Source organism: Sphingobacterium sp. Ag1 (genome assembly GCF_000988325.1).
GTDB lineage: Bacteria > Bacteroidota > Bacteroidia > Sphingobacteriales > Sphingobacteriaceae > Sphingobacterium.
Window position 1 is genome coordinate 638,314 of sequence record NZ_LBGU01000044.1, and the last position, 25,239, is coordinate 663,552.

Genomic DNA, 25,239 nt, shown 5'->3' on the forward strand with positions numbered 1-25,239 from the left:
ATGAATCAGGTGTTTTTTTTCATTTAATCGTATTGAAATGACCATATTAACAGACTCTCATTTTTTTAAGCGCCATCGCTCAGCGATCGCATACATTGGCCTGATTTTCTTTTTGATACTAAGTATCCCTTACGACCCCAATCTTTTTAAGGACCGTTCATTTGGGGATCTGTTTTCCTTGGAGAACTGGTTTGCGTTGGCCACTTACCGCACATCTTTTATTGCGGAGAGCCCTTACGTCGGTACGGATGTACGCGGATATTACAATTGGGCTATTGCGCTGCTGCTCGCGTTGTTGCTATTTTGGGCCTTTGGTCGTAAAATCAGGCAAAGTTTTCAGGCCAATGATGATAGCGTATTTTATTGGCTTCGCGTCCTGCTACGCTATCGTTTAGCCCTGGCAATGATTTTCATTGGTCTTGTCAAAATCATCCCTATACAACTTCCCGAACCGACCATTAGCGAGCTGCATACCGAATATGGTGATTTTCTGCTCTGGAAGCTCTATTACCTGACCAACGGCATTGCAACCGCGGGCTATCTACCGGTAATTGGTGCACTGGAGATTGTGAGTGGACTCTTTTTACTGAACCGGCGCACAGCAATCATCGGGTCGGGGTTGCTTATCGCTGTATTGCTCAATGTTGTTATTGTCAACTATGTCTACGAAATCGGTGAACAGGTGTTTAGTTCATTTTTACTACTGCTTGCGGTCGTGATCTTCTCGTACGACTGGCCCCGTTTTTATCAGCTCCTGATCAAAAAGGGAGCAACTGTTCCCGACGGGTTTTGGCCTGTATATGGACGCCGCATTGCGCGCATTCGCCCTTATCTGCAGGTCTTATTCCTGCTGCTGATCGCTGTATTTAGCGTGCAGGCTTACTTGAGCTGGAAAAATTCGGATTATCCCTTCCCCGATGAAAAAGGGTTGGAAGGAGCAGCAGGGGTATACAATGTGAAAGATTTCGTGTGGAAGGGCGATACCATCCCGTATTCGCTGAGCGATACATTGCGGTGGAAGGACGTAGTTTTTGAAAAATGGAATACGCTCAGCATACGCGGAAACCGTTCTGTACGGGTTGATAGCCTCAAACCACGTATCGCCTTCAACCGCGAGCGTAACTACGAATACCTAGGCAATGGTGGCCGCGAATTCTTTGCTTATGCGATCAAAAAAGGAGCAAACAAGGAGGGGACAGCGATCAAATTGACGGGAAAGGTCAGTAAAGGCCACACCTTTTCCTTTGTGGTCAATCGCCCGGATAAGCGCACGCTTGTGCTTGATGGTGTCAACCAACTCGGCGATTCCCTGCATGTGCGCCTGGAGAAAATAAACAAGAAATACCTGTTGCAGGAGGGGCGCAGAAAGCCGATCCGTATTTATTAACGATTCATTTAGACTAAGCTTATGGCAACGATTCAATATTTGGAAAGCACTCCAACCAGCCAGCAGGGGCAGGGTTGGAAATACTGGGAGAAAGTGGGATTTAGATTTACTTTTATTTTCTTTATCCTGATGGTAGTACCCCTGGATGGGGACTGGTACGAAAAAGTATTTAAACCCGATTCGTTATACGATTGGATGGCAACGATCGCCGGTGGCTCGCGCACAGGTTGGATAGAAATAGACAGCGAAAGTGGCAAATGGGGGTTCGCGTCGTACACTTCCTGGTGGCTCAATGGCGTGATAGCTGTGCTGGGCGCTTCCATCTGGACGATATTGGCCCGGAATAGCAAGGTGCAGCGCTACGATGCGCTTTATTATTGGTTGCGGGTGTTGGTACGTTACCGCATTGCTTTGGGACTTATCGCCTTTGGATTTATCAAGTTCTTTCCGATGCAGATGCCATTTCCATCGCTTGCCAATCTGAATACCGACATCGGCGAATATGCTCCCTTTAAGTTGTACTGGCAGATCGTCGGTGTATCCTATAAGTATGAGATTTTCTTAGGCTTTTTGGAGATCGCCGCAGGAAGTTTACTCTTCTTCAGGCCTACTGTTGTCATCGGGGCCATTATCAATGCGGGCGTGCTCTTTAACATCGCTCATGCCAATATCGCCTATGACGGCGCGGTACACGTATACAGTTCGTATTTTGTTCTGCTTTCCCTTTTTCTATTGCTCCAGTACCTGCCAGCGATCTGGAAGCTCTTTATCTTGCGTGAACCGGTGAGCACCTATTACTATGTGCCCAAGTTTCTCAAGCAGTGGAATAAACCCCTGTATTTCGGCCTTAAGTCAGTCATTGTGGTGCTGTTTATATTTGTTTACGGCTTTTACCGCTATGAGCGTTTCTATGATGAAGGGCGTTTAAAGGAACCGGTGCTTCCAGGGCTGGCAAAAGCAGCAGGACATTATGAAGTTTCGGGTTTTCTGCTCAATGGAAAGCCGCAGCCTTATTCACCGGCCGATTCGGTACGTTGGCATGAAGCCTTTTTTGAACGCTATTCGACCTTGGTCTATAAGGTCAATAAAGCCAATTCCATCGATCTTGGCAATGGCACTCCGGCCTTGAATGATGTGCTCAAAACGTATGAATTTACAGGCCGGGCGGGAGGAAAGAACTACCTGTATTATGAAATAGACTCGGCAGAACATGCACTGTACCTGATCGACAAAAATCAGAAATTTAGTAAGGAGCAACGAAAAAAACTCGATGAAAAACTGGATGTGGGACTGAAGGCCCTGTATGGAAAAGCAGAAGGCGATAGCTTAGGTATCCTGAAATGGGCTTACGAACGACCAACGCCAGAACAGATTAGACTCAAGGGGCTAGACGCCAGTGGTAATAACCTTGAAATTACGCTCGACCGGGTTAAAGAATCCTATCTCACCGGTAAAGAATGGTATATGAAAAACACCCTCTTTACCTATTAATCACCTTAAAAAATAGCATGTTATGAATAGAAGATCATTTATCCACCGTTCAGCTGTCTTTTTCACGCTTGCTTCGGCAGGCCAGGGCATATCCTGTTTTGGAAATACTGATCACAGCGGGGCGGGCTACAGGATCAAACAGTTCGAAGATGAGGGCCTCGCACAGTTTTCGTATGCGATTTTGGCAGATAAGAAAATTGTGCTTGTGGACCCTGCCCGTGATCCCAGGCCTTATTACGCTTATGCAAAGGAACAGGGTGCCACAATTATCGCCGTTGTGGAGACCCATCCGCATGCTGATTTTGTGAGTTCACATCTGGAGATCCATCAAGAGCAGAAAATTCCGATTTATGTGAGCAAGCTTGTCCGTGCAACGTATCCGCATCATACGTTTGATAATGGCGATAGGTTGAAGATTTCGGACCATATTGTGTTGCATGCCATCAACACCGCTGGTCATTCACCTGATAGTATCTCTATTCTGTTAAAAGAAAACGGTCGCGATGTGGCGATCTTTTCGGGGGATGCGGTGCTGATTGGCGGGGTGGGAAGGCCCGATTTGCGCGAGTATTCGGGTGAGCAGGCGACAGTACGCGAAAAATTGGCGCGGCAGCTCTATCATACCGTGCATGATGTCTATGCCAACTTAGGCGATCAGGTGCTTCTGTATCCGGGCCATGGTGCTGGGTCGCTCTGTGGCAATGCCATAAAAGGCGCGAAGCAAAGTACCATTGGTGCAGAAAGAACGCATAATTTTGCCTTCCAGCAACAATCCGAAGAAGCGTTTGTCAAACAGATACTAGCAGACCGTCCACCCATACCGATCTATTTTCCCTATAATGTGGCGTTAAATCGTCGGGGAGCAAAGCCATTGTTGGCTTCGTTGTCGGGTATTTCATTGGTTTCGGCAGCTGCGGTGCCTCATGGATCAAGCACTGTCCTTGACACACGCTCAGCTTCAAAATTTAGAGCGTCGCATTTTCCGGAGGCCATTAATATCCCCGAACGGAGCAAGTCGGAATCTTGGGTCGGGACTTTTATTGAACCGAAAGACGGTTTTTATCTCGTTGTGGATACCAAAGAACAGGGGCAGCTGCAGCTTGAAAAATTGGCCAAAATTGGCTATGAGCAGTTTGTAAAAGGGATTGTGCTGTATGGGGATTTCGCAGGGCAGCCTTCGACAGCTTTTGACCAGACTGCTTTCGACCGGGCGCAAGATCACTATTTTATCGTCGACGTACGCACCGCCGAGGAGGCTAAGGCCGGGCCAGTATTCAAGGGGGCGCATAACATTCCGCTGGCGGAACTGAAGCAGCATATTGCCGAGCTACCGGTCGATAAACCTATTGTCGTGCACTGCGCTTCGGGTTATCGTTCGGCCATTGCAAGTAGCCTGATCAATGAATCGCTGCCAAAAGCGCAGGTATGGGATATCGGTGAACATATTAAAACCTACAAGCAATCGGTGAATTAACACGAGGAATCACACTTAAATGCATACATGATATGAAAGATTTAAAACTATTGGCTACGATGCTGTTAGCAGTGGCAGTGTTACTCAATATGACGAACTGCCAATCCAGGCAGGATACCAAGGAAGCCGTAAAAAACAGTCAGGTTTCATTCAAAAAGGAAGAAGGAGTGCGCTTTAAGCAGGAGCTCGAAAGCATGAATAAAACGAACAAAGTACCTGTACAGATTCCCGACAATCCGCGGATCGTTTATGCGACCGAACAGGATGTGCTGGAGCTGGAAAACGGCATTGTTCTGTTTGGATGGCCCAGCTGTCCATGGTTTCGCAATGCCATAACGCCATTGCTGGAATTTGCCCAGGAGGAAAAGGCGGCCATCTATTACCTCAATATCCACGATATCCGGGATCTCAAAGAGAAGGATAAAGAAGGTAAGGTGATCACAACCAAGGTGGGTAGCCCCGGCTATGAAGCTATTTTGGCCAAATTTCATGATATCCTCAATCCCTATACGGCTGTGGGCGTAGACTCTATCAAACGGATTTCTTCACCAACGGTGTTATTTATTGAAAAAGGCAAAGGTGTGCATAAGGTTGTTTCGACGGTCGTATCGCAGACCGATCCGAAGATCAAGCTCGATAGCACACAACAGCAGGAGTTAAAGCAACGGTATCGCGCATATTTTTTAGATGAACATACGATTTAAGACCACAGGATTTCAACAGCATCGTAAATTAAATGGATAACATATGAAAAAAATAATCAATCTTGGACTTTTAGCGTTTGTTTTAACGACATTTACAGTATCCTGTGGATCTGCAGGCAAGAAAAAGGAAAATGGCAAAGCACAGTCGGATTCCACATCATCAAAAGGTTCTAAAAAGGATCAGCCCAATACGGGCTGCGACTAATGGACTGTAACACGATAACACATGCGAAGATTTGACGCAATTATTATTGGCTCGGGACCGAACGGATTGGCGGCAGCCATTACCTTTCAGCAACAGGGGCTCAGTACCCTGCTGATTGAAGGTGCCGATACGGTCGGTGGGGGAATGCGGACCAAGGAACTTACACTTGCGGGCTTCAAACATGATGTTTGTTCGGCAATCCATCCCATGGCCATGGCCTCGCCATTTTTCAGGAAGTTGCCTTTGGAAGCTTTTGGGCTATCGTTTGTGAAGCCGACATATGCGGCGGCACACCCACTGGACAATGGGGAAACGGGAATTCTTTACCATAGTCTTGCCGAAACCGTCGGGGGCCTGGGAGTGGACGGTGAAAGCTATTGCAAGCTGGTGGAAAAGGTTGCAACACATTGGGACGAACTAGCGGACGATATTATGGGGCCCTTGGCCTTACCAAAGCATCCGTTGCGATTAGCTTCCTTTGGTCTGGATGCGCTTCAGCCGGCAAGTTGGACGGCAAAGCGTTTTGCCAGTGCACAGGCTAAGGCATTATGGGCCGGCATGGCCGCCCATGGTATTCAGCCGCTAAGCAATTGGACAACCTCCGCCATTGCTATTGTGCTCGCTGCGGTAGGCAACAAATATGGCTGGCAAATTCCAGTAGGTGGTTCGCAGTCCATTGCCGATGCCTTATTAAGTTATTACCAATCGTTGGGCGGGGAGATCCAAACGGGCTTTTGGGTAGAGGATATCCGTGATCTGCCGTCCCATAAAGTCCTACTCTGTGATATCACACCCCGGCAGTTGCTCGCGCTTAAAGGAATAAATCTGGCTAGCAGCTACCGCAGGCGTCTTGAAGGCTTTCGACAGGGGATGGGGGTCTTTAAAGTTGACTGGGCATTGTCAGAAAAGACGCCCTTTAAAGATCGGCGCTGTCAGCAGGCCGCTACCGTGCACTTGGGCAATACCTACGCTGAAATTGCCGAGAGCGAACGGCTGAGTCATCTTGGAAAGCAAGTCGACAAGCCATTTGTGCTGTTTACACAGCAGAGTGCATTTGATTCCAGTCGTGCTCCCGATGGAAAGCATACGGGATGGGCCTACTGTCATGTCCCCAATGGAAGTAGGGTGGATTATACCGAAGCGATCGAAACTCAGATCGAGCGCTTTGCTCCGGGTTTTAAAGAAACCATTCTGGCCAAGCATACCTTTTCTCCTGCGGAGCTCGAGTTGTACAATCCCAATTACATTGGTGGTGATATCAATGGTGGTATTATGGATGTTTCGCAACTGTACAGTAGACCTATTTTGGCCCTAAACCCGTATCGTACGTCGGTAGACAGCATTTATCTCTGTTCATCATCGACGCCTCCGGGAGGTGGGGTGCATGGCATGTGCGGTTATCATGCCGCACGTACAGCGCTCAAAGAACATTTTGGCTTGTTGCCGTAAATGGCGCTAATGTACTTGTTGTCATAAATGGCACCGACCGGCTTGTTGTTGACTTACACAGCTGCCTGGGAACAGGTGATTTTTGCCGTTTTATATTTTTCTGGAGCATAGGGCCTTTAGGAAAAATAGACTAATGAGTATGTTTTTGTAATTTCGGCAGTATTTTTGCTGTATAGGGCTACGAAAACACCCCAAATAATATGTTGCATCAGGCCAAGATAATTTCTTGGCCTTTTGTATGTACTTTACCTTAAGAAAAACACAGGCAAATATATAATTCTGTAAAGCGATACAATAATTGACGCAACCTCTCGGAATATAATTTCACTTAATTTCACATGAGTTTTGAAGAGCGGACATTGTTGGAAACATGTGTTCGAATTTGTAATTAATTGTGGTATTATGAGCAGTACAAGCAACAGGGTGTTGTCTAGATTTATCGGTAAGACAGCATTGATTACCGGCGCAGGTTCCGGTATTGGAAGGGCTACCGTTTATCGATTTTTAAAAGAAGGAGCACGGGTAATTGCGGTGGATATCGTTGAGTCGGGCCTGAGACAGACTAAGGAAGAAGCGAGTCTTTTAGGTTATGGCGAAAATCTAAGCACTGTGGTCTGTGATATTTCAGATGAATCTGCAGTTCACACCAAAATAGGTGCAGCAATTGCCGAAGTCGATGGGCTCCATGCGCTGGTAAATGCAGCAGGGATACTACGCGCTGCCCACACGCATGAAATGACATTAGATTTTTGGAATAATATTATTAAAATCAATCTCACCGGAACATTTTTGATTACGCGGGAATGTATTCCAACACTTTTAAGAACTGCGGGTGCGAGCATTGTCAACTTTAGTTCAACTTCAGCCTCCTTTGCCCATCCATACATGGCCGCGTATGCTGCTACAAAAGGTGCAATTCAATCCTTTACACATGCGATAGCTTCGGAATACGCTAAACAAGGCCTCCGCGTTACTGCCGTTGCTCCAGGTAGTATTGAATCTGGTATGGTGCATAATCCTGGATTTCCGGAAGATGCGGATCTGTCTCTTATTGCTAAACTGACGCCAGGTCTTGGAGAAGGGTTTGGTTCGGCGGATTCTGTTGCAGGAGTTGTTGCGATGTTAGCTTCTGAAGATGGAAACTTCATCACCGGAACGGAAATCCGTATCGATGGCGGTACGCATATGTAAATACAAATAAATTAATAACAATCAATCCCCAGAAAAGCTTTTATGCCTAAATTCTGGGGATCTTATGCCTCAAATTAAGGGCAATAGCACAAGTGTTCTTCCTCCCAAACTATCGATCAGGTACAGATTTCGTACGGTCAGTTTTGTATGGTGGGCCAAACCGTATCATTTTATGCAGATAAATTGAATGTTTCGGCAAATTATAATTGGTATTTAAATTGCGGAAGTAACCCTAGTGAGACTAGCTAATAGTCCTAGTAAGACTACATAAAATAGCGGTGTTTCAGCTGCTTGTAAACACGTAGACTTACTTTAATTTTACCTTGAATGAAAACAGAAAAACTGCCAATTACGCTCACGGAAGAGGGGGTATTTTACAAAGAAATAATCGGGACAGAGGATTATAATAAGACAACAAAATGTACTTATTTTTTGATGGTACTATTTTCTGAAGGAAGCGGCACGCATTTCATCGACGCAGCGGAATATCCGATCAAAGGAAACCAACTTCATTTCTTATTTCCAGGACAGCATCACCACTGGATTACCGGCGCGGAGACAAGGGCCCAGAAAATTGTCGTAGGAAAGAAAGTATTTGAAACTTTCTCCAGTCTTAGTGAGATTTATTTCATTCGTCATAATTTGCACCCCGTTTTTAAACTCAGTACATCTTTATTTGAGGTGATATTCAATGAAATGAAAAATATCCAACGCGATCTTTTGGCACAAGAATCGGATGGCCAGTGGAGCGAAATTGTCCGTTTGAGAATCGATATATTAGTGTCTTTGATAAAAAAGGAAGCTGGAGATTATTTAAAGGAAAATCTTCTGGGGAATTCAAATGTCATTATTGATTCCTTTTGGGATCTTGTCAATATAAATTTCGCAGCCCAAAAACACGTGAGTTGGTATGCGGAGAGATTACATGTGACGAGTAATTATCTGAATATCCTGTGCAGAAAACATCTCCATATTACTGCTTCTAGCGTAATTCAACAACGAACGATACAAGAGGCTAAGCAACTCTTAAAATTTTCAGATAAAAGTATAAAGGAGATTGCATTTTATCTAGGATTTGAATCGCTATCGGCATTTTCTACATTCTTTAAGAACATCAGTGGTTATTCGCCATCTGGTTATAAAGGACATTCATCTTAAAAGGTCAATAGTAGGATCTAAAATTCGGCTTACTGATGCAGACTTGACAACATGGTTTGCCGGGAGATCTTGTGTATGAAAAGGGCATCTTGATCCTGTATAAATTAAAGCCTGGAAGGAATAAAATCGAGGTGGGGATCGTCGACCGCCATACCCTTCCAGGCAAGAGTTTATCCTGCCATCGCATGACGAACTCCTGACGGATGATATCCGATGCGTAAAATGGATGTTTTATAAAGAGAATAGTGTGTGGTATTTGTTTATAGTACGTTTCTTAAATAGCTTATTTATACTATTTTATGATTAATAATTTTTGGCCTTACGCCAGTTTGTCAGTTGCCTGTTTAGTTGCTCAATAAGCTTTGCCGAGTGTCGTGATTCTAGAAAATGGAGTTTGGTATGCGGTCAACTTGTGCATGATCTTGACGAATAAGATAAAGAGGCAGGATCAATTCGTTGTTTTTATAGGGCGAGTGCCTTAATTTAGCTTTTGTTAGCTTGGATTAGGAAGGTGTTTTAAGCCGAAAATTTCGATGGCGCGCTATTATTTTATAGTGGTATCGGTAGCGTTTTAGTAGAAAAAATATGAGCCGTACAGCAAATTAATCATATTTTTTTCGGCTTATATAAATATGTTATCTGCTTATATGCAGTCTTTTGTAGTTTTTATATCGATTAAAAGTATAGCTGTTGTTTTGCTTAAGAAAAGCAGCAAAGGTCTCTTTGGAAAATTGCTGTGTGGGGTGAAAGGATCAAATGATTGTGGAAAAAAATCCATAAATTAGGGGAACTAAACAAGCTGTTTTATGAATGTAAAATTTATCCCAAAAGCTTTTTTACTATTTGCGCTTTGCATGATCCATATAATCGGTCACACGCAAGAAAGCAACAACAATAAGAAATTGTGGGCGAAATCAATTTTGAATCAACAGGCGCCAAAACTTGAGGTCGAGCAATGGCTGACTGATGTGCCGGATACAAAAGGTAAATTTATCCTCATTGATTTTTGGGCAACTTGGTGTGGGCCGTGTCGGAAAGTAATTCCTGAGCTCAATGAATGGCATAAGAAATACGGTGATAAGCTTGTGATCATTGGTCTTTCGGATGAAAAGGCAGAAGTCATTAAAAAGGCGAGAGAAATTAAAATAGACTATTTTTCGGCGATCGATACGAAAGCTAGATTGAAAAAACAGCTCGAAGTGCAGGGAATTCCCCATTGTATTTTGGTGGATCCCGACGGTATTGTACGTTGGGAGGGTTTTCCTACATTGGAGGGGCACGAGCTAACCGATGATGTTGTCTCGGGTATCATCAGGAAGTATTCTAGGAAGCGAGGAAAATTCAGAGATAGCAGTCCATATTTTCTGCGCCAGGAAGAAGTGATGTTGGCCGGATTGTAAAAATCTGGACGAGCGGCAGGGTGAAACTAAATTCTTCTCTTTGGGGCGCTGGCCCCGCATGGAAGGGGTATAAAAAAGTGTAACGGTTACCCGTTACACTTCGCAAGAAGATTCGTGACGATCTTCTTGTGTGTTTACTTAATTATGCGATACGTACGTTAACTGCGTTAACGCCTTTTTTGCCGTTTTCTACGTCAAATGTTACACTGTCATTTTCGCGTACTTCGTTGATTAAACCAGATACGTGTACGAAAATATCGTCTCCACCAGCAGCTGGTGTGATAAAACCAAATCCTTTTGTTTGGTTAAAGAATTTAATAGTTCCTTCTTGCATTGTTTTATATATTATATTAAAGTAATCTGTACTGCACTATTGTGATAAGTGAATATGAACAATAGTTAATCGATTTTTTGCAAGAAAAATAGGATTTGATTTTAATGATCTTGGATTAACTCAAGTCCAAAAAGGTCTTTACCTCCGTTTTGCTACAAAAAAAGCTTCTGAAAATGCGAAAACTGAGCGGAAAGTATAACTTGACGATTTCAGATAAGCAAAGGCGGAGCCGATTATAATCCAAATTTAAGTATAAATTATTGATATATACAGTGTTTTATTTTTTTTTATATAAAATAAATTCTTACCACGCTTAAAACTTGCGATATACGAGCAGGATATATCGCCCCGGCAAAGCTATACGCGATAGACAAAAGCATTGATGTTCATGCCGGCACCAACAGACGCAAATAGAATAATGTCGCCTTCCTGCAGGGATTGATTGTCTAACTGACCGTGCGAAATAAGATCATAGAGGGTAGGAATAGTGGCGACGCTACTATTTCCTAAGGTATGAATCGTCATTGGCATAATATCGGGTGGTGGTACAGTATTGTATAGTGCGTAGAATCTCGTGAGAATTGCTTCATCCATTTTCTCGTTGGCTTGGTGGATCAGTATTTTTTTGACTGCTGTGATATCGATCTGCGCTTTTTGGAGGCAAGCTTGCATGGCTAAGGGAACTTTGCTGAGGGCAAACTCATATATTTTGCGTCCTTTCATTTTGATATACCGGATATCAGGATCCTGCTCTTGTTGATACGAGCTTCCGAAGTTGAGATATTCAGCTTCCTCAAGCGCGTAAGTTGCGCTTTCAAACGATAGCAGACCTTGCCCGGTTGCAGTTGCTTCTACAATGACGGCTCCAGCACCATCCGCATAGATCATCGAATCCCGGTCAAAAGGATCTATAACGCGGGAAAGCGTCTCGGCGCCAATGACCATACAGCGCTTCGCCATACCTGATTTTATGAAAGCGTTGGCATGCAATATACCTTCGTTCCAACCGGGGCAACCAAAAAGCAGGTCATAAGCCACGCATTTTGGATTCCTGATCCCTAATTTTTTCTTTACCCGGCTTGCTAAGCTCGGTACGGTATCCGATTGGATTTTGCCCGATTGTACATCGCCATAATTATGTGCAACAATGATATAGTCCAATGTTTCGGCATCAATGCCTGCGTCTTTAATGGCAAGTTGACCAGCTAGGAAAGCAAGGTCTGAGGCCACTTGGTTCGGGTTGGCGTAGCGGCGTTCTTCAATGCCGGTGATTGCCTTAAATTTTTCGATCACAGAAGCGGGCTGTTTGAACGGTAGCCCATTTTCGTCCAAAAAAAGATGGTCGGCAAAGTCCGCATTGGTTATTTTGTGGGGTGGAATATAACTGCCAGAACCGATAATTCTAATATTCATCATTGTTTTCCCTTACGTATTGTGTTTAAATATATTTCGACGATCATCCCCTTATGCTATGCTAATTCCTCATGGTCGTATACATTCACATTTCTGGCGGCTTATTTCCTTTCTCAGCTTTAATTTACTAAATTTTATCGGGATAGCGTTAATTTTCTTTCGCGCACCAGTCTAATAGTGGCTTATATAAGCGCTGAATATCTTTGGGGTTATTGTCCTTATAAAGACGAAACAATTCGGCGTTAAATTCATCGGCTTTGGGAAATCCTTTTTTGTTGACCATCATGTCATTGACGTTTTCGACAATCTGCCCAAAAAGATCGTGATCTTCCCCAAACTTGTCGTAACAATATAAAATGAAAAGTCCCCATGTTAAATATTCGTCGAACACTTTTACCGGAGTTGGATAATGGACCGTACTTTTGTTCGTCGCATCTACCCATACTTCCCTGTTATTGAATATTGTATCAATCTGTTTTTTGTTTTTTTCGCTCAATGGGCCTACGTAGTTGTGGTCTATCTCTGTGAAAATGATGCGTGTATTGAATGCTTTTTTGAATTTGGGGCTCCAGGATTCATCTTCGCGGAGGGTTGGTAAAAAAAGCAGAATTTCTTTGAAACCTTTGTACTTGAAGGTGTGGGTCGCATTCATTCCTGCAATCAGTGGGGAGGTCAATACACGGTAGCTATTGATTGTATAATCGAATTTATGTTCTAACCATTCTTTCTGCTCGGCAATGGAAGCATACTCCTGATATGCTGTACGAAGGCTGTCGTAATAGGCTTGATGCGCTTTGTAGAATGCCCGGTATCCACTCTGTCTGGCAAATTCTTCCAGGTCGTTTTTGTAACCGGGGATGGGATTTGATTTGACCTGATAATTTCCAACTCCTCTTGCCGGAAAAATATAGATGTTGGTAGGGACTAATTGATCGTTTTTGAACTTAAAGCCATATACATTGGCCGCTAAGAGGAAATAGTTGGTTAGATTCTCTCGCAGCTGCTGATCAAATTTCTTTACGATAGGCAGATTGGAAAATGGAGTAAAATGCGCTTTGACCTCTTCAAAATAGGCTGTGTTCTGCTTGGTCATGTTTGGATTTTCTTTGCCAAAGTCAGTTATTGCAAAGATAATATAGATGAGTTCCTGTGCCTCATTGATTTCAACGGTTGTCTTGCCGTCGTTTTGGGCAATATAGGCTTTGCTAAAATCGACGTCTTTTTCTTGGCAGATCGCTAGGTTAGCCATTAATGCAAAGCCTATTAAAATAAAAAAGATATTCCTTTTCATGGTATCGTTATTTCATATAATTATTGATAGGACATGTTGGTGATAGCGTAACATTTTACAATTTATGGTCATGTCTGTTTAGGAATTTCACTATGAAATGAAATATTCCCGAATGCAATTATAGGGAGATTTCTGCTTGTTTTATAATAAAATTTGTACAATCAAAAATGAATTCTGCTAATGGAAGAGGTTATATATTATCAGTAGGGAAGAAATTGCTTGCCAGGTTATCAGCCATAAGGGTGTGGAACTGTATCGGGCAGTGATTACAAAAGTACAAGGTAAGAAGGGCGGCGGTATCGAGTAGGTTCGTACCTGCTTCGTACCTTATTCGGATGCGATACAGATATTGTACAGATGCTGACCTGATTCCGACCAGACCCTGTACAGGAATTATCTGGTCGGAATCAGGTCACGAATGGTCGCCAGATTGTCCATCTCCGAAGGTGGTTCGAACACAATACGAACACCACCCGAAGACCTGAGCGTTCGAGGTAATAAACACAGGCTAGCCTGCACTAAAAAAGAGGATTGGATTTGAAAAGGTCTAATTGAATAGAGGCATTCATCTGACGCTCAAAAAAGTACGTTAGATGAATGCTTCATACGTTGTGTTAAATAGATATGCTGCAGGACTTTGCCGCGAAAAAGAATACAGCGAGCCATACGAGTCCTTTGGCCAGAAAGAAGAGAAATGCTCCAATTCCGGCACGCTTAAGCCATTTTGATTTGTTGTCTTTTTGCTCCATTTAAGGAATTAAACACGATTGCTCTTGTTTTAGTTTGCGCTGGTAATAGGGGTGAATACTTCGCCAAAGTTATAAAAAGTTTGGTTTGCAATCTCTACTGCACGATCGTAAGTTGCCGGATCTTCTGAATACTTGTTCAATACCGCTGTAAAACCGGCCCACATGTCACGGCTATTTTCGCCATAACCTTCAAAAAAAGAAGTGCCGGTAGTAACACCATACTTATTGAGCATCTGTACGATATATGGGCCTCCCATGATGGATCCTTCTAGGACATACAATGATGCAAGTGCTTCCTGTACGTTGGCTACCGTTGGAGCCGTGGCTTCCGGAAGGTTATCTACTGTACCTCCCAAAGCTTCGATATCACTTTTGATGTAGGATGAGTTGCGGCGTTCAGCCAAATCAGGCAATACTTCGGCGGTTACGAAAGGAGCGATGCTGTCTTCCACAGCACGGAAATAAGCATAAAAACCTTTTAATACTTCTGCGTAATCTGCTTTAGAACGAATATTTTTCAATTGGCGCACGATCGTTCCTTCTACGTTTTGGTGAGCTGCGTGCGTTTGCTCTTTGATATGTTGACTTAACATGTTCTTGTTTTTATTTATAACGATTCTATACAAAGATTCGTATTTATTTCCACAAATGTATGCTGTTTTCTGCTTTATCATCTATGAAAAATGGTTTTAATTTACATAGGAGTATGACAGAATCCAGCTTCAATCAGTTTCTCACTTTAGCCTAAAATTTGTTTTCAGTAGCAAATTTTCGTCTGCTGGCGGTGGAAAATAAGATGCGGATGAAATTGCTTTGATCCGTAGGTCTCCTACAAGATCTTTTAATGCTGCTGCAAGCCAGGCTTCCTTGGGATCTCCGGGATGGCGGAAGGTTTCGACCGGAGCTAGGGCCAGGTCGACGGGTATGCCATCAAAATAATCAGACCAGCCATCAGCATTCCGAATGAGAAATGAGGCCAGATAAATATCGAAGGCCCCTATGCGTATGGAAAAGAAGCCTACGGGTTTGCCGAAAGTCTGCTGACCAATAAGGCGTATCGGAATATAAGGTTTGAAGCAGCTGATCAGTAGTTCACTAGCCGAAGCCGTGCGTTCTGATACAATGCATGACAGCTGCTGCAAAGAATTAAAATTGCCCTTTTTGATAAAGTAATGCGTATTGGCCTTTTCACTATAGTCCACATCGGCAAGGGTGGCAGGGCGTCCTTTGTATTGGACCACTTTGCCATTTGCATCAAGATAGGGTTGGTTAAGGAGTAGTTTTGCTCTTCCTTGCTGTACATTCGGGTGAAATTGCTCGCTGAACATAACTTTTTTATCTAGTTTGGGTGGACTAATGAGGTTGGCCAAATATTCTGCGGTCTCCACATACCCGCCACCGTTATGTCGTAGATCGAGTATTAAATGAGTAACTTGCTGCTGTGCGAGTTCGACCGTAAGTTGATCGAGTTCGGCCTTCACTGTCTGGAGTTGGGGAAAAGAGGGGATATAAATATAAGCAATCCGTTTGTTTCCCACAGACCAGTAGGACAGATGAGTCGCATACCGATAGGGGGTGGTGGTACTTGCTAGGTGACCGCTACTCTTCTTTTCAGTCCGGCGACGCTCCAAATATGAATATTTGGGTTTATTGGGGATGGTCGACCACTCATAAGGCTTTTCCGTTATACGCAAGGCGTATTGGCTGAGGGCAAAAAGTTCACGCTCGTAGGCCGTTTGCTCGGGTTCTATTTGGGCATACTGTGCCCGCGGATCAAAACTAGTATACGAAGGGAGAGCTTCCTGCCAGCGGTAGAGCTGTTTGGCATACAGGTAGATTGAGTCGAGCGTCAATTCTTTTTTTGTTCCTGTTTTTGGACTAATGAGTTCATCAGGCAGCGTCGTTGCTCTATTGCCACGCTGGCAAGCGGTTATAGCAGTTATTGTAACAAATAGACCAACTATTTGGCGGATTCGACGCATTGTATGATGCGGATTTTGTTCCTTATGTGTGTAGTTGATTCGCTGCAAAATGGATAATTATCTGAAATTTAATACTTTTTTACTTTTTTATTTAATATAAAAGCCTAATTTTGTGCCAATTTATTTAATTTTTGATGCCTCCACTACTGTGGAGTACTCAAAATGTCCCAAAGGTATCCCCTTTGGGATTTTTTATTTTAGGGTAATACTGGCCGCTCGGTGTACTTCGGTTCGCTGGATAAGCTCCACAAAAAAGCAACTATATTTTCCTGCTCTTTGCTGCTCAATCGGACGTTTTGGATATGCGACGATAAGGTGCCGTTGATTTGTTGCCCCAGCTTTTGGGGCATGCCCTGACTCAGCAGGTTGATCAGTTCACTTAAGTTTGCAATACTACCATTGTGTAGGAAGGGGGCCGTATGGACCACATTGCGCAGACCCGGTGTGCGAAATTTACCTCTGTCTGTTTCCAGGCCTGTCGCTTCAAAGCGACCCTTATCCAAGGCACCTTTGCTAGTAACAGCATAACCCAGGTTATGAAAATCGAGATCGGTAAAGAATGCTCCATTATGGCAGTTGATACATTTTCCTTTGGTTCGAAACAGATGGAGGCCCTCAAGCTGTGCATCGCTTAATGCCGGGTAATCTCCTTTGATAAAACGGTCAAAGGCGGTTTCACCGCTACTGATCGACTTTGAATACGCTGCTATGGCATCCAGCAGTCCTTCGACACTCATCGTCTGGCTTGAGTAAGCCGCCTCATATAAACGAAGATAGCCTGGTATAACTTGCAGTTTAGCGGGTAAGGCAGTCGTATTGCCGCCCATTTCAATAGGGGAGTTGATGGCTTCGGCGATCTGCTCTCGATAGGTTTTTGCGCGGCCATCGTGAAAGAGCTTGCCTTCCAGGTACCAGACATTTTCTAGGGAAGGTGTATTGCGGTGATGCAGTGCGATACCATCTGCCGTTGTTTTTTGGTCGATCCAGTAGGTGTCCGGATGATGACATGAAGCGCAAGTCTTCATGCCATTACCGGTTCGGGGGTCGAAAAATAAGGCTTTGCCAAGTGCGATAAGCTCGGCCTTATCTTTCGATGGGTTTTCGGGTAAAGCGGCTAGTTCACGTACCTTGCTATTGTTGTACCAAGTGGCAGCTGGCCATTGCGTTACCGATTTACTATATTGTTGGCGTAAGGTTTCTTCAGGTTGAGGGACAATCGTCGGATCTTCTGGCGTAGCCTTATCTTTGCCGCAGCTGTATACAATGATAGCTGCTAATGCGATCATGATAAAATGCTTTGTTTGATTAGTGACAAACACGATTAAAACGAATTGATGAGGCGTATTAGTTTAAGGTGATATAATACGTATCCTCCAATAATACTTTTCCTGACTTGTCCACCATTTTTAGCTTGTTGATTCCACTACCCATTACATTTGAAGGTATAGGGATGGTAACTGTCATTGCGTTGACATCAAACATCACATTGTTTATACTATATTCTTTATTCAGGTTATCCACTGCGATGAAATGGTCAAAATCGGTTTTAAAATAACGCTCATAAAGGACTTTACTCTGCAAAGGAGCCACAAAGTTCTCTCCTTTTTTAACGCTATATAACAGATTGTTCTTTATTAATACATTGAGGACGCTAGGTAAGACAGCTTCAAATGAATCGCTTACGATGGAATAACGGCCTGAAACCAATTTGATCTTATAGCCAGTACCTGCTTTGAAGTCATCTGGAGCCGTAAAAGTAACAGCAAAATTAGTCGGTACTATATTTTTGCTAAACAAAAGTAATGTTTCTGTTCCGTCTTTATCTATTAAATAGCCTTTAGTTTGTGTCTCGCTAGGGATAATGTTTTCTCCGATAAAAGTAAACGTATTCGGATCAGTGATGTAGTATTGACCAGACGATAAACTATTGAATGTAGCTTGCACGATGGGCTGATTGTATTGGAAGGTCAATGTGTAATTTTTGCTGGATCCGTCCTGTGCGCGAACAGTATAGGTGATGGGTTTTTCGGATTGGAGTTTTATCGGTGTACCTGATGCCGGGGTAATAGTCGCTAATTCGGAAACTTTAATCGTAGGTGTAATGCTTTCGGGTTGCTCCACTAAGGGTGGCCAATATAAGATAATCCGGTCATCCACAATGCTGGCTGATAAGGTTTTACCATCAGCGTCCTGAATGTTAAAGGATTCGATGTCATTGAAGGGTAGGCTAGGATATTCGGTTTTACAGGACGAGCATGCTAGTGCTAGCACAAAAATAGCCAGGAATTGAAGGATATGTATTTGTTTTTTCAAAAATGAGTGTTGCATAATTTTTTTGGTTAAAAAAATCGTTATGCGGATGTTGATTAGGCTAAAAAGATCCGCAACCCATCCACCAGGTTGCGGAATCTTTCATTCATTAAATAGGAAAGACTATAATGCCTTAACTTCGATATTGGTATCTGCTTTTACTTGTAATTGACCTGCCACTACTTGTTGGCCAACATTTGTAAAGTTAATTAACTTAACCGCATATGAAGCTCCGGAAGAATTTCCGACCAATACGGTCAAAGGTTGGATTGCTTGGTTTGCATGGCTATCTAAATCATATTCATACCATTCGCCACTGCCCTGTGATGATACCGGAGTCGCTGTTGCCCAATCTGATGCTGTAACGGAAGCGATGTCTTTTGTTACCGTTCTGATCGAATAAGATCCATTAGCCTTGATAGAACCATTTACATGGCTAAAGAATGCAACTTGACCGGAGCTACTCAGGCTTTGTGCACCTGTAGCAAGGTCTACATATACCGCAGGCCAAGTTGCTGCAGCGGCTGGACTCCACCATTGACCTACAACAGTGTAGTTACTATTTGCTTTGGCCTGGTTTAAAGCCAAAGGAGCTGTTGCTGATCCTGCTGTTGGGGCTGCTGCCCATACTGCTGCCGATAGCACAGTCACGGCCATCGCTGATTTTAAGATAGTTTTGATGTTTGAGTTCATGTTGAGATCTCCTCTTGTTTTAATTTATTTAATTTTGATGCCACCATGGCATACTGTGGATGCTTGTTTAGGATTCCGTTATTGTACTTGGAGACAACTGTGTTTTTACAACATCGGCCCAGTCTTTAAATTGGAATTTGATCTGCAAATTATCAAAGGTTCCGATTGGCAGAGTCGCTGGTAATGAAACTGTTATTTCGGTACGGTTATTAGATTTAATAGTCAATGGATAATCTTTTCCATTGAGTGTCATGATAACGGCCGTAGGATCTAGAATAACCTTATCTAGGCCAGCTTTTATGGTCCAATCTTTATTTTTTGCGAGATTTAGACCCAATAAGCTAACAATTACGTCAGGTTGACGATATGTAATTTTGAGCGGATTGGCTAATGTAATTATATGGTTGATGTTGGTTACCTCTACATCATAGGTGCCTGCTTTAATATCGGACGGAATACGGTTTTCTCGTTCAGTTCCCGTATAACTTAATTGATAACCAACATTTCCTGATACTTTCAAGCTATTGGGCGTAGCCATCTTATAGCGTTCTTTGGTCTCTTGATTAATCAATGCGATACTGACCAATGCGGGATTGGTATGCATGAAAGTCCCATTTATCGCTGGAAATGCACCTCCAGGCCCTTTTGTAAGTGAAATGGAAGATGTCGATGCAAAAGTCGCTTCAAAAGATGGCGTACTTTGTAGCTCAATCTTTAAGCTATAGGTTCTTGTGGTACCTGTAGCGGACTTTACGGTATACGTCTGTCTTTTTTCATCTGTTTTAACGGGCAAAATTTCTTCTGTTAAACTGGCTCCGTTAGCAACTTTAATAGTCGGATCGATGACGAGCAAGCCATAATAATAAGGGAGATATACCGTAATTGTATTGGCCTCATTGTCAATGGCACCGTAAATGACATCATCATTGGGGAGGTTGGTGACCTTGTATTCGAGTACCTTATCTGCAGGAAGTAAGGCTAATTCTTCCGTTTTGGTGCAGCGGGTTAGCAGCAATCCTAAAAAAAGGAAGCTTAAAATGCTGTATATTCTTTTCATGTTAGTTTAGTGTCTAAATCAGAATGCGTAGCTTATCGTATTTAGTTAGCAATCAAAAATTTGGTACTACCAGCTTTGGCAAGTACATATTGGAATGTAAAGAATGGTGTTGGTGAATCTTTAAACCAGTCTTTTGGATCCAAGAGGTCTTTGTAGATACTTTGTATCTTGATCTTGGCGTAGTTCCCCTGGGCTGTACGGACGATCAATGTATTGCTTTCGATGGGATAGCAAACGTGTTTTTTGTTTTCCGCTCCACCACCTTTGATTACGCCATCAAAATCATATAAATACCAACCTAGGCCTTCACCAAACGCTCCTGAGTCATCTGTGCCATAGGCTTTTTCACCTTTTCGGAATTCGACATCTGAGGGGATATCGATTACATCTTCAAATTTTTTCTTGACAATTAAGATACCACCTTTCCCTGGACCACCCTTACCAAATCCGTTTGCTGTGTTGTTGCAATTGATAAAACTGCGGTATATTTCTGAGCAAGAGATATCCCACCGTGCGGTTAGTTTATAATCCGGCGTCACAGCTTTGTTCTGTTCCAAACTATAATATATTGGTGATTGCGCTGTGGTTGGTGCACTACCCGCGGGTAAATCTTCGCCAAAATTCTTAACCGTAATCAAGCGATTGAACATAGCTTCTGGTGCAACTGGATCTGGTTCAGGCTCTACTGCTGTGGGCTCGCTTTTGCTGCAAGACCCCAACACAATTAAAAATGCCAATACCGGTATGAATTTTAATAGTTTACTGCGTTTCTTTATTGTCATTGTAACTTGTTTTTTTGTTAGTTGATAACTTGTCCCTTTTCTATACATGCAGTAGGGATATTAGTATATTATTTTTATTTAAATTTATTCTAAATAATAGTAAAGATAAAATCTTTTGCTGATAAAGTGTATATGAAAATTGGTATTTAATATATTTTTTTCGGTTTTTGATTTTTGGTTAACGAAGCAGCTGGATCTTAAACCAGCTGCTTTATTGATACTATTTAAATTCTTGGTAATCGATGGAGTAGAAAACCATATTGCTTGCTTTTTCACTTGCATTTGGTTTTCCATCTGAATAGATGCTGTTCATGCGTACTTTAAATAAAGGTTTTTTATCTTTTGATATTACAAGTGTTCTATTTTCTACTACAGTTACTATATGATTGATCATACTATAATTGCACCAACCTGATTCAGTTCTAATCCTTTCCGTTGCAGGAGGGATAATCATTTTATAGATTTCACTGGCGTTATTCTCAATAGAGATTAATTGGTCGGAAGCTTGGACTTGATCAAAATTTTTATCAATATAGGATAATGTATAGCCCTTTTCGGCATTCGTTTTTAAAGTTACAGCTGCTGTCCCAGATAGACTTAACATTTTGTCAGCATCGCTGGTTGCATCATTCTCTTTGAAATCAAAATAATAATCTGCTGATGCAGTTGTTGTCGCTTTTCCATCTTCACCGATTGTAAATTGTTTGAAGTTACGAAGTGAATAGGTATTGCCTGTACGCTTGATTGTTCCTTGTGTATTGATGGTTTTGGAAACTTTTGTTAAATCAACAGTTTCACCGTCTTTGACCATAACCTTAGCTTGGTATTCCGGCTCGACTTGCTCCACCTTATCATCATCCTTGCTACAAGAAGTAAAACCTAAACTCAATGCACATAGTAGTGCTGCTGTTGTAAATAATCTATTCATCTTTAATTTAATTGTGTAATTTTCCGTATTATAATGTGTTTGTATTTAAATCTTTGCTGCCATCCTGCTGTACATAATATTTAAATGTATAGTATGGGGCAGGCCAATTGAGGTTGGTTACCGCCGCTGGATTTCCCTTATAGGCATTGATCAGTTGCAACTTGGCATATTTGCCATCGGGTAAGCGAATCGCATAGGTACGATTGGGAAGCGCCTGCATAATATGGGTACTCAAACTATAGCGAAACCAGCCATCCGAACCATCGGTTGCTGCCCAGCCAATTTTGTTTACTTCACTTTTATTAAACTCTTCATCCGAAGGAGCTATAGTGACACTCTGATAGGCTTGTCGCAGTAAAACCACAGCGGTATTATTTGCCTGTCCGCCATAACCCGGATTGTATTCATGCTGGGCATTGTTCACATAGATCTCCGAATTGTAAGGACCTGTAAAGGCAATATCCCAATCTTTTGTTTTAAGCCACTGCGCAGAATCGGCTTTGGTCTTAACCCAGATTTGCTTTTGGTCTTTAAAACGAAAAAGAAATATAAAAAATGGTCTTTGCTCTTTTCCTTCAGTACCTTCGCCCATGGCTGCATCGGTATCGCCAGCAAGATCTCTGATCAGAGTACTTTTGCCATCTTCCAATCCGATAGTATAATCTTTGTCTTTCCCGCAGGATACGACTGTCAATAGCAATAGTGCTGAAAAAATACAACGGCCAATCTTGTGAAAGGAAAGCCAGATGCTACATTCTCCTATAATCATGCGAATCGTTCTCATCTTTTATCTTGTACTTGGTGTGCTAAATTCTTGTTCATTAGTGCTTATTATTCTTTTATCCAACGGTAGCTGACACCACCCATAATAACGTGTCCAGGTTGCCCGAGTAAATAACGGCTTGTAAAATTGAATAGATTGTCACCGATTAGACGCAGTGTCAATCTGCGGTTAATCAGACTCTTTTCCACAGTCATATTCACCAGTGTGTGATAGGGGATAAAGATGTCGTATTTGTCGATAAACTGGTTGCCATTGTATTCCTGAAAAGGTGTGGCACTTCTGAAATTAACCCGCGCGTTTATGTTGACGCCCCAGGGTTTATACTCATATTGGGCTTTTGCATTGAACATGTGTCTCGAACGGTCCTCAATACCCCAATAATCCGATTTTTTACTCTGACGATATTCGCCTGTAGCGGGATCGTTGATTTGGTTATAGGGGTAACTTCCCTTGGCAATACTATCCAAAACACTCAGGTCATTGGCAATGAGGTATTGATAGCCCATCGACAATTGCAGATCTTTGGTCGCCTGATAGGTCAATGAAACTTCAAACCCCTTATTCATCGCTTTGGGCAGGTTGCGGTAGCTATAGATCTGTGCGACTTTGGTACCGTTACCTACACTAACCGTGTTGATCTGATTGTTGATCCGATGGTAGAAGACCGAGAAATCGGCCTGAAATCTCTTGGACGGGTTCCAGGTCAATCCAATATTGTTTGAAATGCTGGTTTCGGCTTTGAGGTTGCCCGCCACCAAATTGAGCATATAGCTGTTTTTATAACTGAGTTCTCCGGCTTGATCCATGGCTGCAATCACATCGGCTACGCGCTCTGAACCGACGACAAGATAGTTGGCTGCTGGATTGAAGAAGACCTGATAGCGCATTTTATAGTCGGGGGCTTTGAATCCTGCACCAACACCACCTTTGATCAAAAGTGTAGGACTGAGATGATATTGCAGGCCTAAACTCGGGCTGAGATGACCATTGTAGACATTCGTCTGATCATAGCGTAAGCCCAACGTAGTTAGCAATCGGTCGGCAGGTTTCCATTCGATCTGCAAATAGGCGAACGCGCTGTTCAAAGAGCGTTTGGCATCCAGATCTTGGTTGTCCATCCGTTCAAGGCTACCACCTATACCGCCGGTAAGTTTAACCTGTTGTGCAGGGCTATACGCAAATTGCTGTTCAATGCGGTGAACATTCTGACCAAACTGCTCGGCGCTTGCAACGATACCTTGCTGCAACCATTGTGCGGCAATCTGGGAGTGGAAACGCGAGAAATAGTAACGCGTCATGCTACGCAATCCAGACGTAAAATTACGGTCGTAACTTGCCGAAAGATTGATGTCCTGATCTTTTTGTTTATCCTGTAGTGTAGCCGACTCAGACCAGGCATTGATCATTTCGGACTCTCGGGCTGCATAACGCCCTGTCACGCCCAAAGTGCTATTTTTGCTTGTACGATAACGTACCCGGCCCTGGAAACTATAGTTCGTATAGGGTGGGAAAGTGGTACTCTTGGAGTCCAGATACTGCTTGTCGGTATTAAAACCATCCGTGCGGTAGTAATTGCCCGAAAACACTGCGCTGCCACGCTGATTAGCAAAAGGTGTCTCAGCTTCCAAAGTGGCATCGACGGTATTGAGACTGCCGTAAAGAAACGATGCCTGTGCCTGTGGTGTGATAGCACCATGGCGTGTAATGATATTGATCGCACCACCTAATGCGTCACTGCCGTATAAGCAGGAGGAAGCTCCCTTGATGATCTCGATACGCTCAATATTGGTCACCGAAATACGGGACAGGTCAAAGTTGCCACTGTTGCGCCCCAGCATAGGCTGCCCGTCTACCAGGACCATCACGTAGTTGCTGCTGAATCCCTGGATCTGTGCACCGACGGCTCTGGATCCACCGGCAATATCGTTCACAATGGCGATACCTGTCTGTTCCTTGAGTACCTCATCTAGCCGACGGCTGCCCATAAGTTCAATCTCACGCTTGGTAATAACTTTAACGGGCATCGCTGCATTTTCGGCCTTGACGAGATTGTCTACAGCCTGCACTTTACCCTGCACATCAACTACATCCATCTGCCGTTCTTCAGCTTTTAACACAATGTTCAGCTGCTGATTTTTGTCTTCCAAATCGATAACTTGACGGTACTGTTGATAACCCATGGCCTGTACCTGTAATTCGTAGCGCCCCGCATAGAGCTGGGTGAATTGAAATCTCCCTGCAGTATCTGTTTTAAAAGCATATTTATCTGGATAAAGATAGACGGTCGCATTGGCGACGCCTTTATTGGATTCGTTTTTCAATACACCGGAGATTTTCCATTTTTCCTGTGCTTGCACAGTGTAGATCTGGCAGGCGCAAAGGGCGATCAGGGTGCTTGTTCGAATAGGTGAACTGCTTTTAAACACTATTTTTATTTTTAATAATTCTAAATAATGT

At 43.1% G+C, this 25,239-nt stretch carries 22 protein-coding genes; 9 read left to right on the plus strand and 13 right to left on the minus strand.

Annotated features, from left to right (window positions below):
* Positions 1–37 precede the first annotated feature (37 nt).
* The 9 genes from AAW12_RS23455 to AAW12_RS23490 all read left to right on the plus strand — a co-directional run bounded on the left by AAW12_RS23455 (position 38) and on the right by AAW12_RS23490 (position 10,459).
* A complete protein-coding gene (locus AAW12_RS23455; RefSeq protein ID WP_046676060.1) occupies positions 38–1,387 on the plus strand; it encodes a hypothetical protein in 1,350 nt (449 codons plus the stop codon).
* Positions 1,388–1,408: 21 nt separating this feature from the next.
* Positions 1,409–2,878, plus strand: a complete 1,470-nt coding sequence (locus AAW12_RS23460) for a hypothetical protein (RefSeq protein WP_053003959.1) — start codon at positions 1,409–1,411, stop codon at positions 2,876–2,878.
* Between the two features lie 22 nt (positions 2,879–2,900).
* A complete protein-coding gene (locus AAW12_RS23465) occupies positions 2,901–4,352 on the plus strand; it encodes an MBL fold metallo-hydrolase (RefSeq protein ID WP_053003960.1) in 1,452 nt (483 codons plus the stop codon).
* Between the two features lie 32 nt (positions 4,353–4,384).
* Positions 4,385–5,056 (plus strand): hypothetical protein, encoded by a 672-nt coding sequence (locus AAW12_RS23470; protein ID WP_046676061.1) that lies wholly within the window; start codon positions 4,385–4,387, stop codon positions 5,054–5,056.
* A 43-nt stretch (positions 5,057–5,099) separates the two neighbouring features.
* Positions 5,100–5,261: a hypothetical protein gene (locus AAW12_RS26370; RefSeq protein ID WP_156167749.1), complete on the plus strand. Its 162-nt coding sequence runs from the start codon at positions 5,100–5,102 to the stop codon at positions 5,259–5,261.
* 21 nt (positions 5,262–5,282) lie between these two features.
* Positions 5,283–6,710, plus strand: coding sequence for a phytoene desaturase family protein (locus AAW12_RS23475; RefSeq protein WP_046676062.1), 1,428 nt, complete (start codon positions 5,283–5,285; stop codon positions 6,708–6,710).
* 402 nt (positions 6,711–7,112) lie between these two features.
* Positions 7,113–7,901, plus strand: a complete 789-nt coding sequence (locus AAW12_RS23480; RefSeq protein WP_197084154.1) for an SDR family NAD(P)-dependent oxidoreductase — start codon at positions 7,113–7,115, stop codon at positions 7,899–7,901.
* 327 nt (positions 7,902–8,228) lie between these two features.
* Complete coding sequence (locus AAW12_RS23485) at positions 8,229–9,059, plus strand: helix-turn-helix domain-containing protein (protein ID WP_046676063.1); 831 nt, start codon at positions 8,229–8,231, stop codon at positions 9,057–9,059.
* A gap of 806 nt (positions 9,060–9,865) precedes the next feature.
* Entirely contained in the window at positions 9,866–10,459 is a 594-nt protein-coding gene (locus AAW12_RS23490) for a TlpA family protein disulfide reductase (protein WP_231585342.1), read from the plus strand.
* 142 nt (positions 10,460–10,601) lie between these two features.
* Here AAW12_RS23490 and AAW12_RS23495 read toward each other — a convergent pair whose 3' ends face one another.
* The 13 genes from AAW12_RS23495 to AAW12_RS23555 form a co-directional block, all read right to left on the minus strand.
* The gene (locus AAW12_RS23495) at positions 10,602–10,793 is read right to left on the minus strand and encodes a cold-shock protein (protein WP_046676064.1); all 192 of its coding nucleotides are present in this window, start codon (positions 10,791–10,793) and stop codon (positions 10,602–10,604) included.
* A gap of 357 nt (positions 10,794–11,150) precedes the next feature.
* Entirely contained in the window at positions 11,151–12,209 is a 1,059-nt protein-coding gene (locus tag AAW12_RS23500; RefSeq protein ID WP_197084155.1) for a 3-oxoacyl-ACP synthase III family protein, read from the minus strand.
* Positions 12,210–12,354: 145 nt separating this feature from the next.
* Positions 12,355–13,497 (minus strand): DUF4932 domain-containing protein, encoded by a 1,143-nt coding sequence (locus AAW12_RS23505; RefSeq protein WP_046676065.1) that lies wholly within the window; start codon positions 13,495–13,497, stop codon positions 12,355–12,357.
* 778 nt (positions 13,498–14,275) lie between these two features.
* Entirely contained in the window at positions 14,276–14,839 is a 564-nt protein-coding gene (locus tag AAW12_RS23510; RefSeq protein WP_046676422.1) for a biliverdin-producing heme oxygenase, read from the minus strand.
* A gap of 141 nt (positions 14,840–14,980) precedes the next feature.
* Positions 14,981–16,228 carry a S41 family peptidase gene (locus AAW12_RS23515; RefSeq protein ID WP_156167750.1) on the minus strand — a complete coding sequence of 416 codons (1,248 nt, stop codon included), beginning with the start codon at positions 16,226–16,228 and terminating at the stop codon, positions 14,981–14,983.
* 197 nt (positions 16,229–16,425) lie between these two features.
* Positions 16,426–17,514 (minus strand): cytochrome-c peroxidase, encoded by a 1,089-nt coding sequence (locus AAW12_RS23520; protein ID WP_046676067.1) that lies wholly within the window; start codon positions 17,512–17,514, stop codon positions 16,426–16,428.
* 58 nt (positions 17,515–17,572) lie between these two features.
* Positions 17,573–18,556, minus strand: coding sequence for a hypothetical protein (locus tag AAW12_RS23525; protein ID WP_046676068.1), 984 nt, complete (start codon positions 18,554–18,556; stop codon positions 17,573–17,575).
* Between the two features lie 105 nt (positions 18,557–18,661).
* A complete protein-coding gene (locus tag AAW12_RS23530; protein WP_046676069.1) occupies positions 18,662–19,231 on the minus strand; it encodes a hypothetical protein in 570 nt (189 codons plus the stop codon).
* 67 nt (positions 19,232–19,298) lie between these two features.
* On the minus strand, positions 19,299–20,288 hold the full coding sequence (locus AAW12_RS23535) for a hypothetical protein (protein ID WP_053003961.1): 990 nt from the start codon (positions 20,286–20,288) through the stop codon (positions 19,299–19,301).
* Positions 20,289–20,329: 41 nt separating this feature from the next.
* Complete coding sequence (locus tag AAW12_RS23540) at positions 20,330–21,070, minus strand: HmuY family protein (protein ID WP_046676424.1); 741 nt, start codon at positions 21,068–21,070, stop codon at positions 20,330–20,332.
* A 220-nt stretch (positions 21,071–21,290) separates the two neighbouring features.
* Complete coding sequence (locus AAW12_RS23545) at positions 21,291–21,998, minus strand: hypothetical protein (RefSeq protein WP_046676070.1); 708 nt, start codon at positions 21,996–21,998, stop codon at positions 21,291–21,293.
* Positions 21,999–22,026: 28 nt separating this feature from the next.
* Positions 22,027–22,782 carry an HmuY family protein gene (locus tag AAW12_RS23550; RefSeq protein WP_084823306.1) on the minus strand — a complete coding sequence of 252 codons (756 nt, stop codon included), beginning with the start codon at positions 22,780–22,782 and terminating at the stop codon, positions 22,027–22,029.
* Positions 22,783–22,829: 47 nt separating this feature from the next.
* The gene (locus AAW12_RS23555) at positions 22,830–25,208 is read right to left on the minus strand and encodes a TonB-dependent receptor (protein ID WP_231585343.1); all 2,379 of its coding nucleotides are present in this window, start codon (positions 25,206–25,208) and stop codon (positions 22,830–22,832) included.
* Positions 25,209–25,239: the final 31 nt, after the last annotated feature.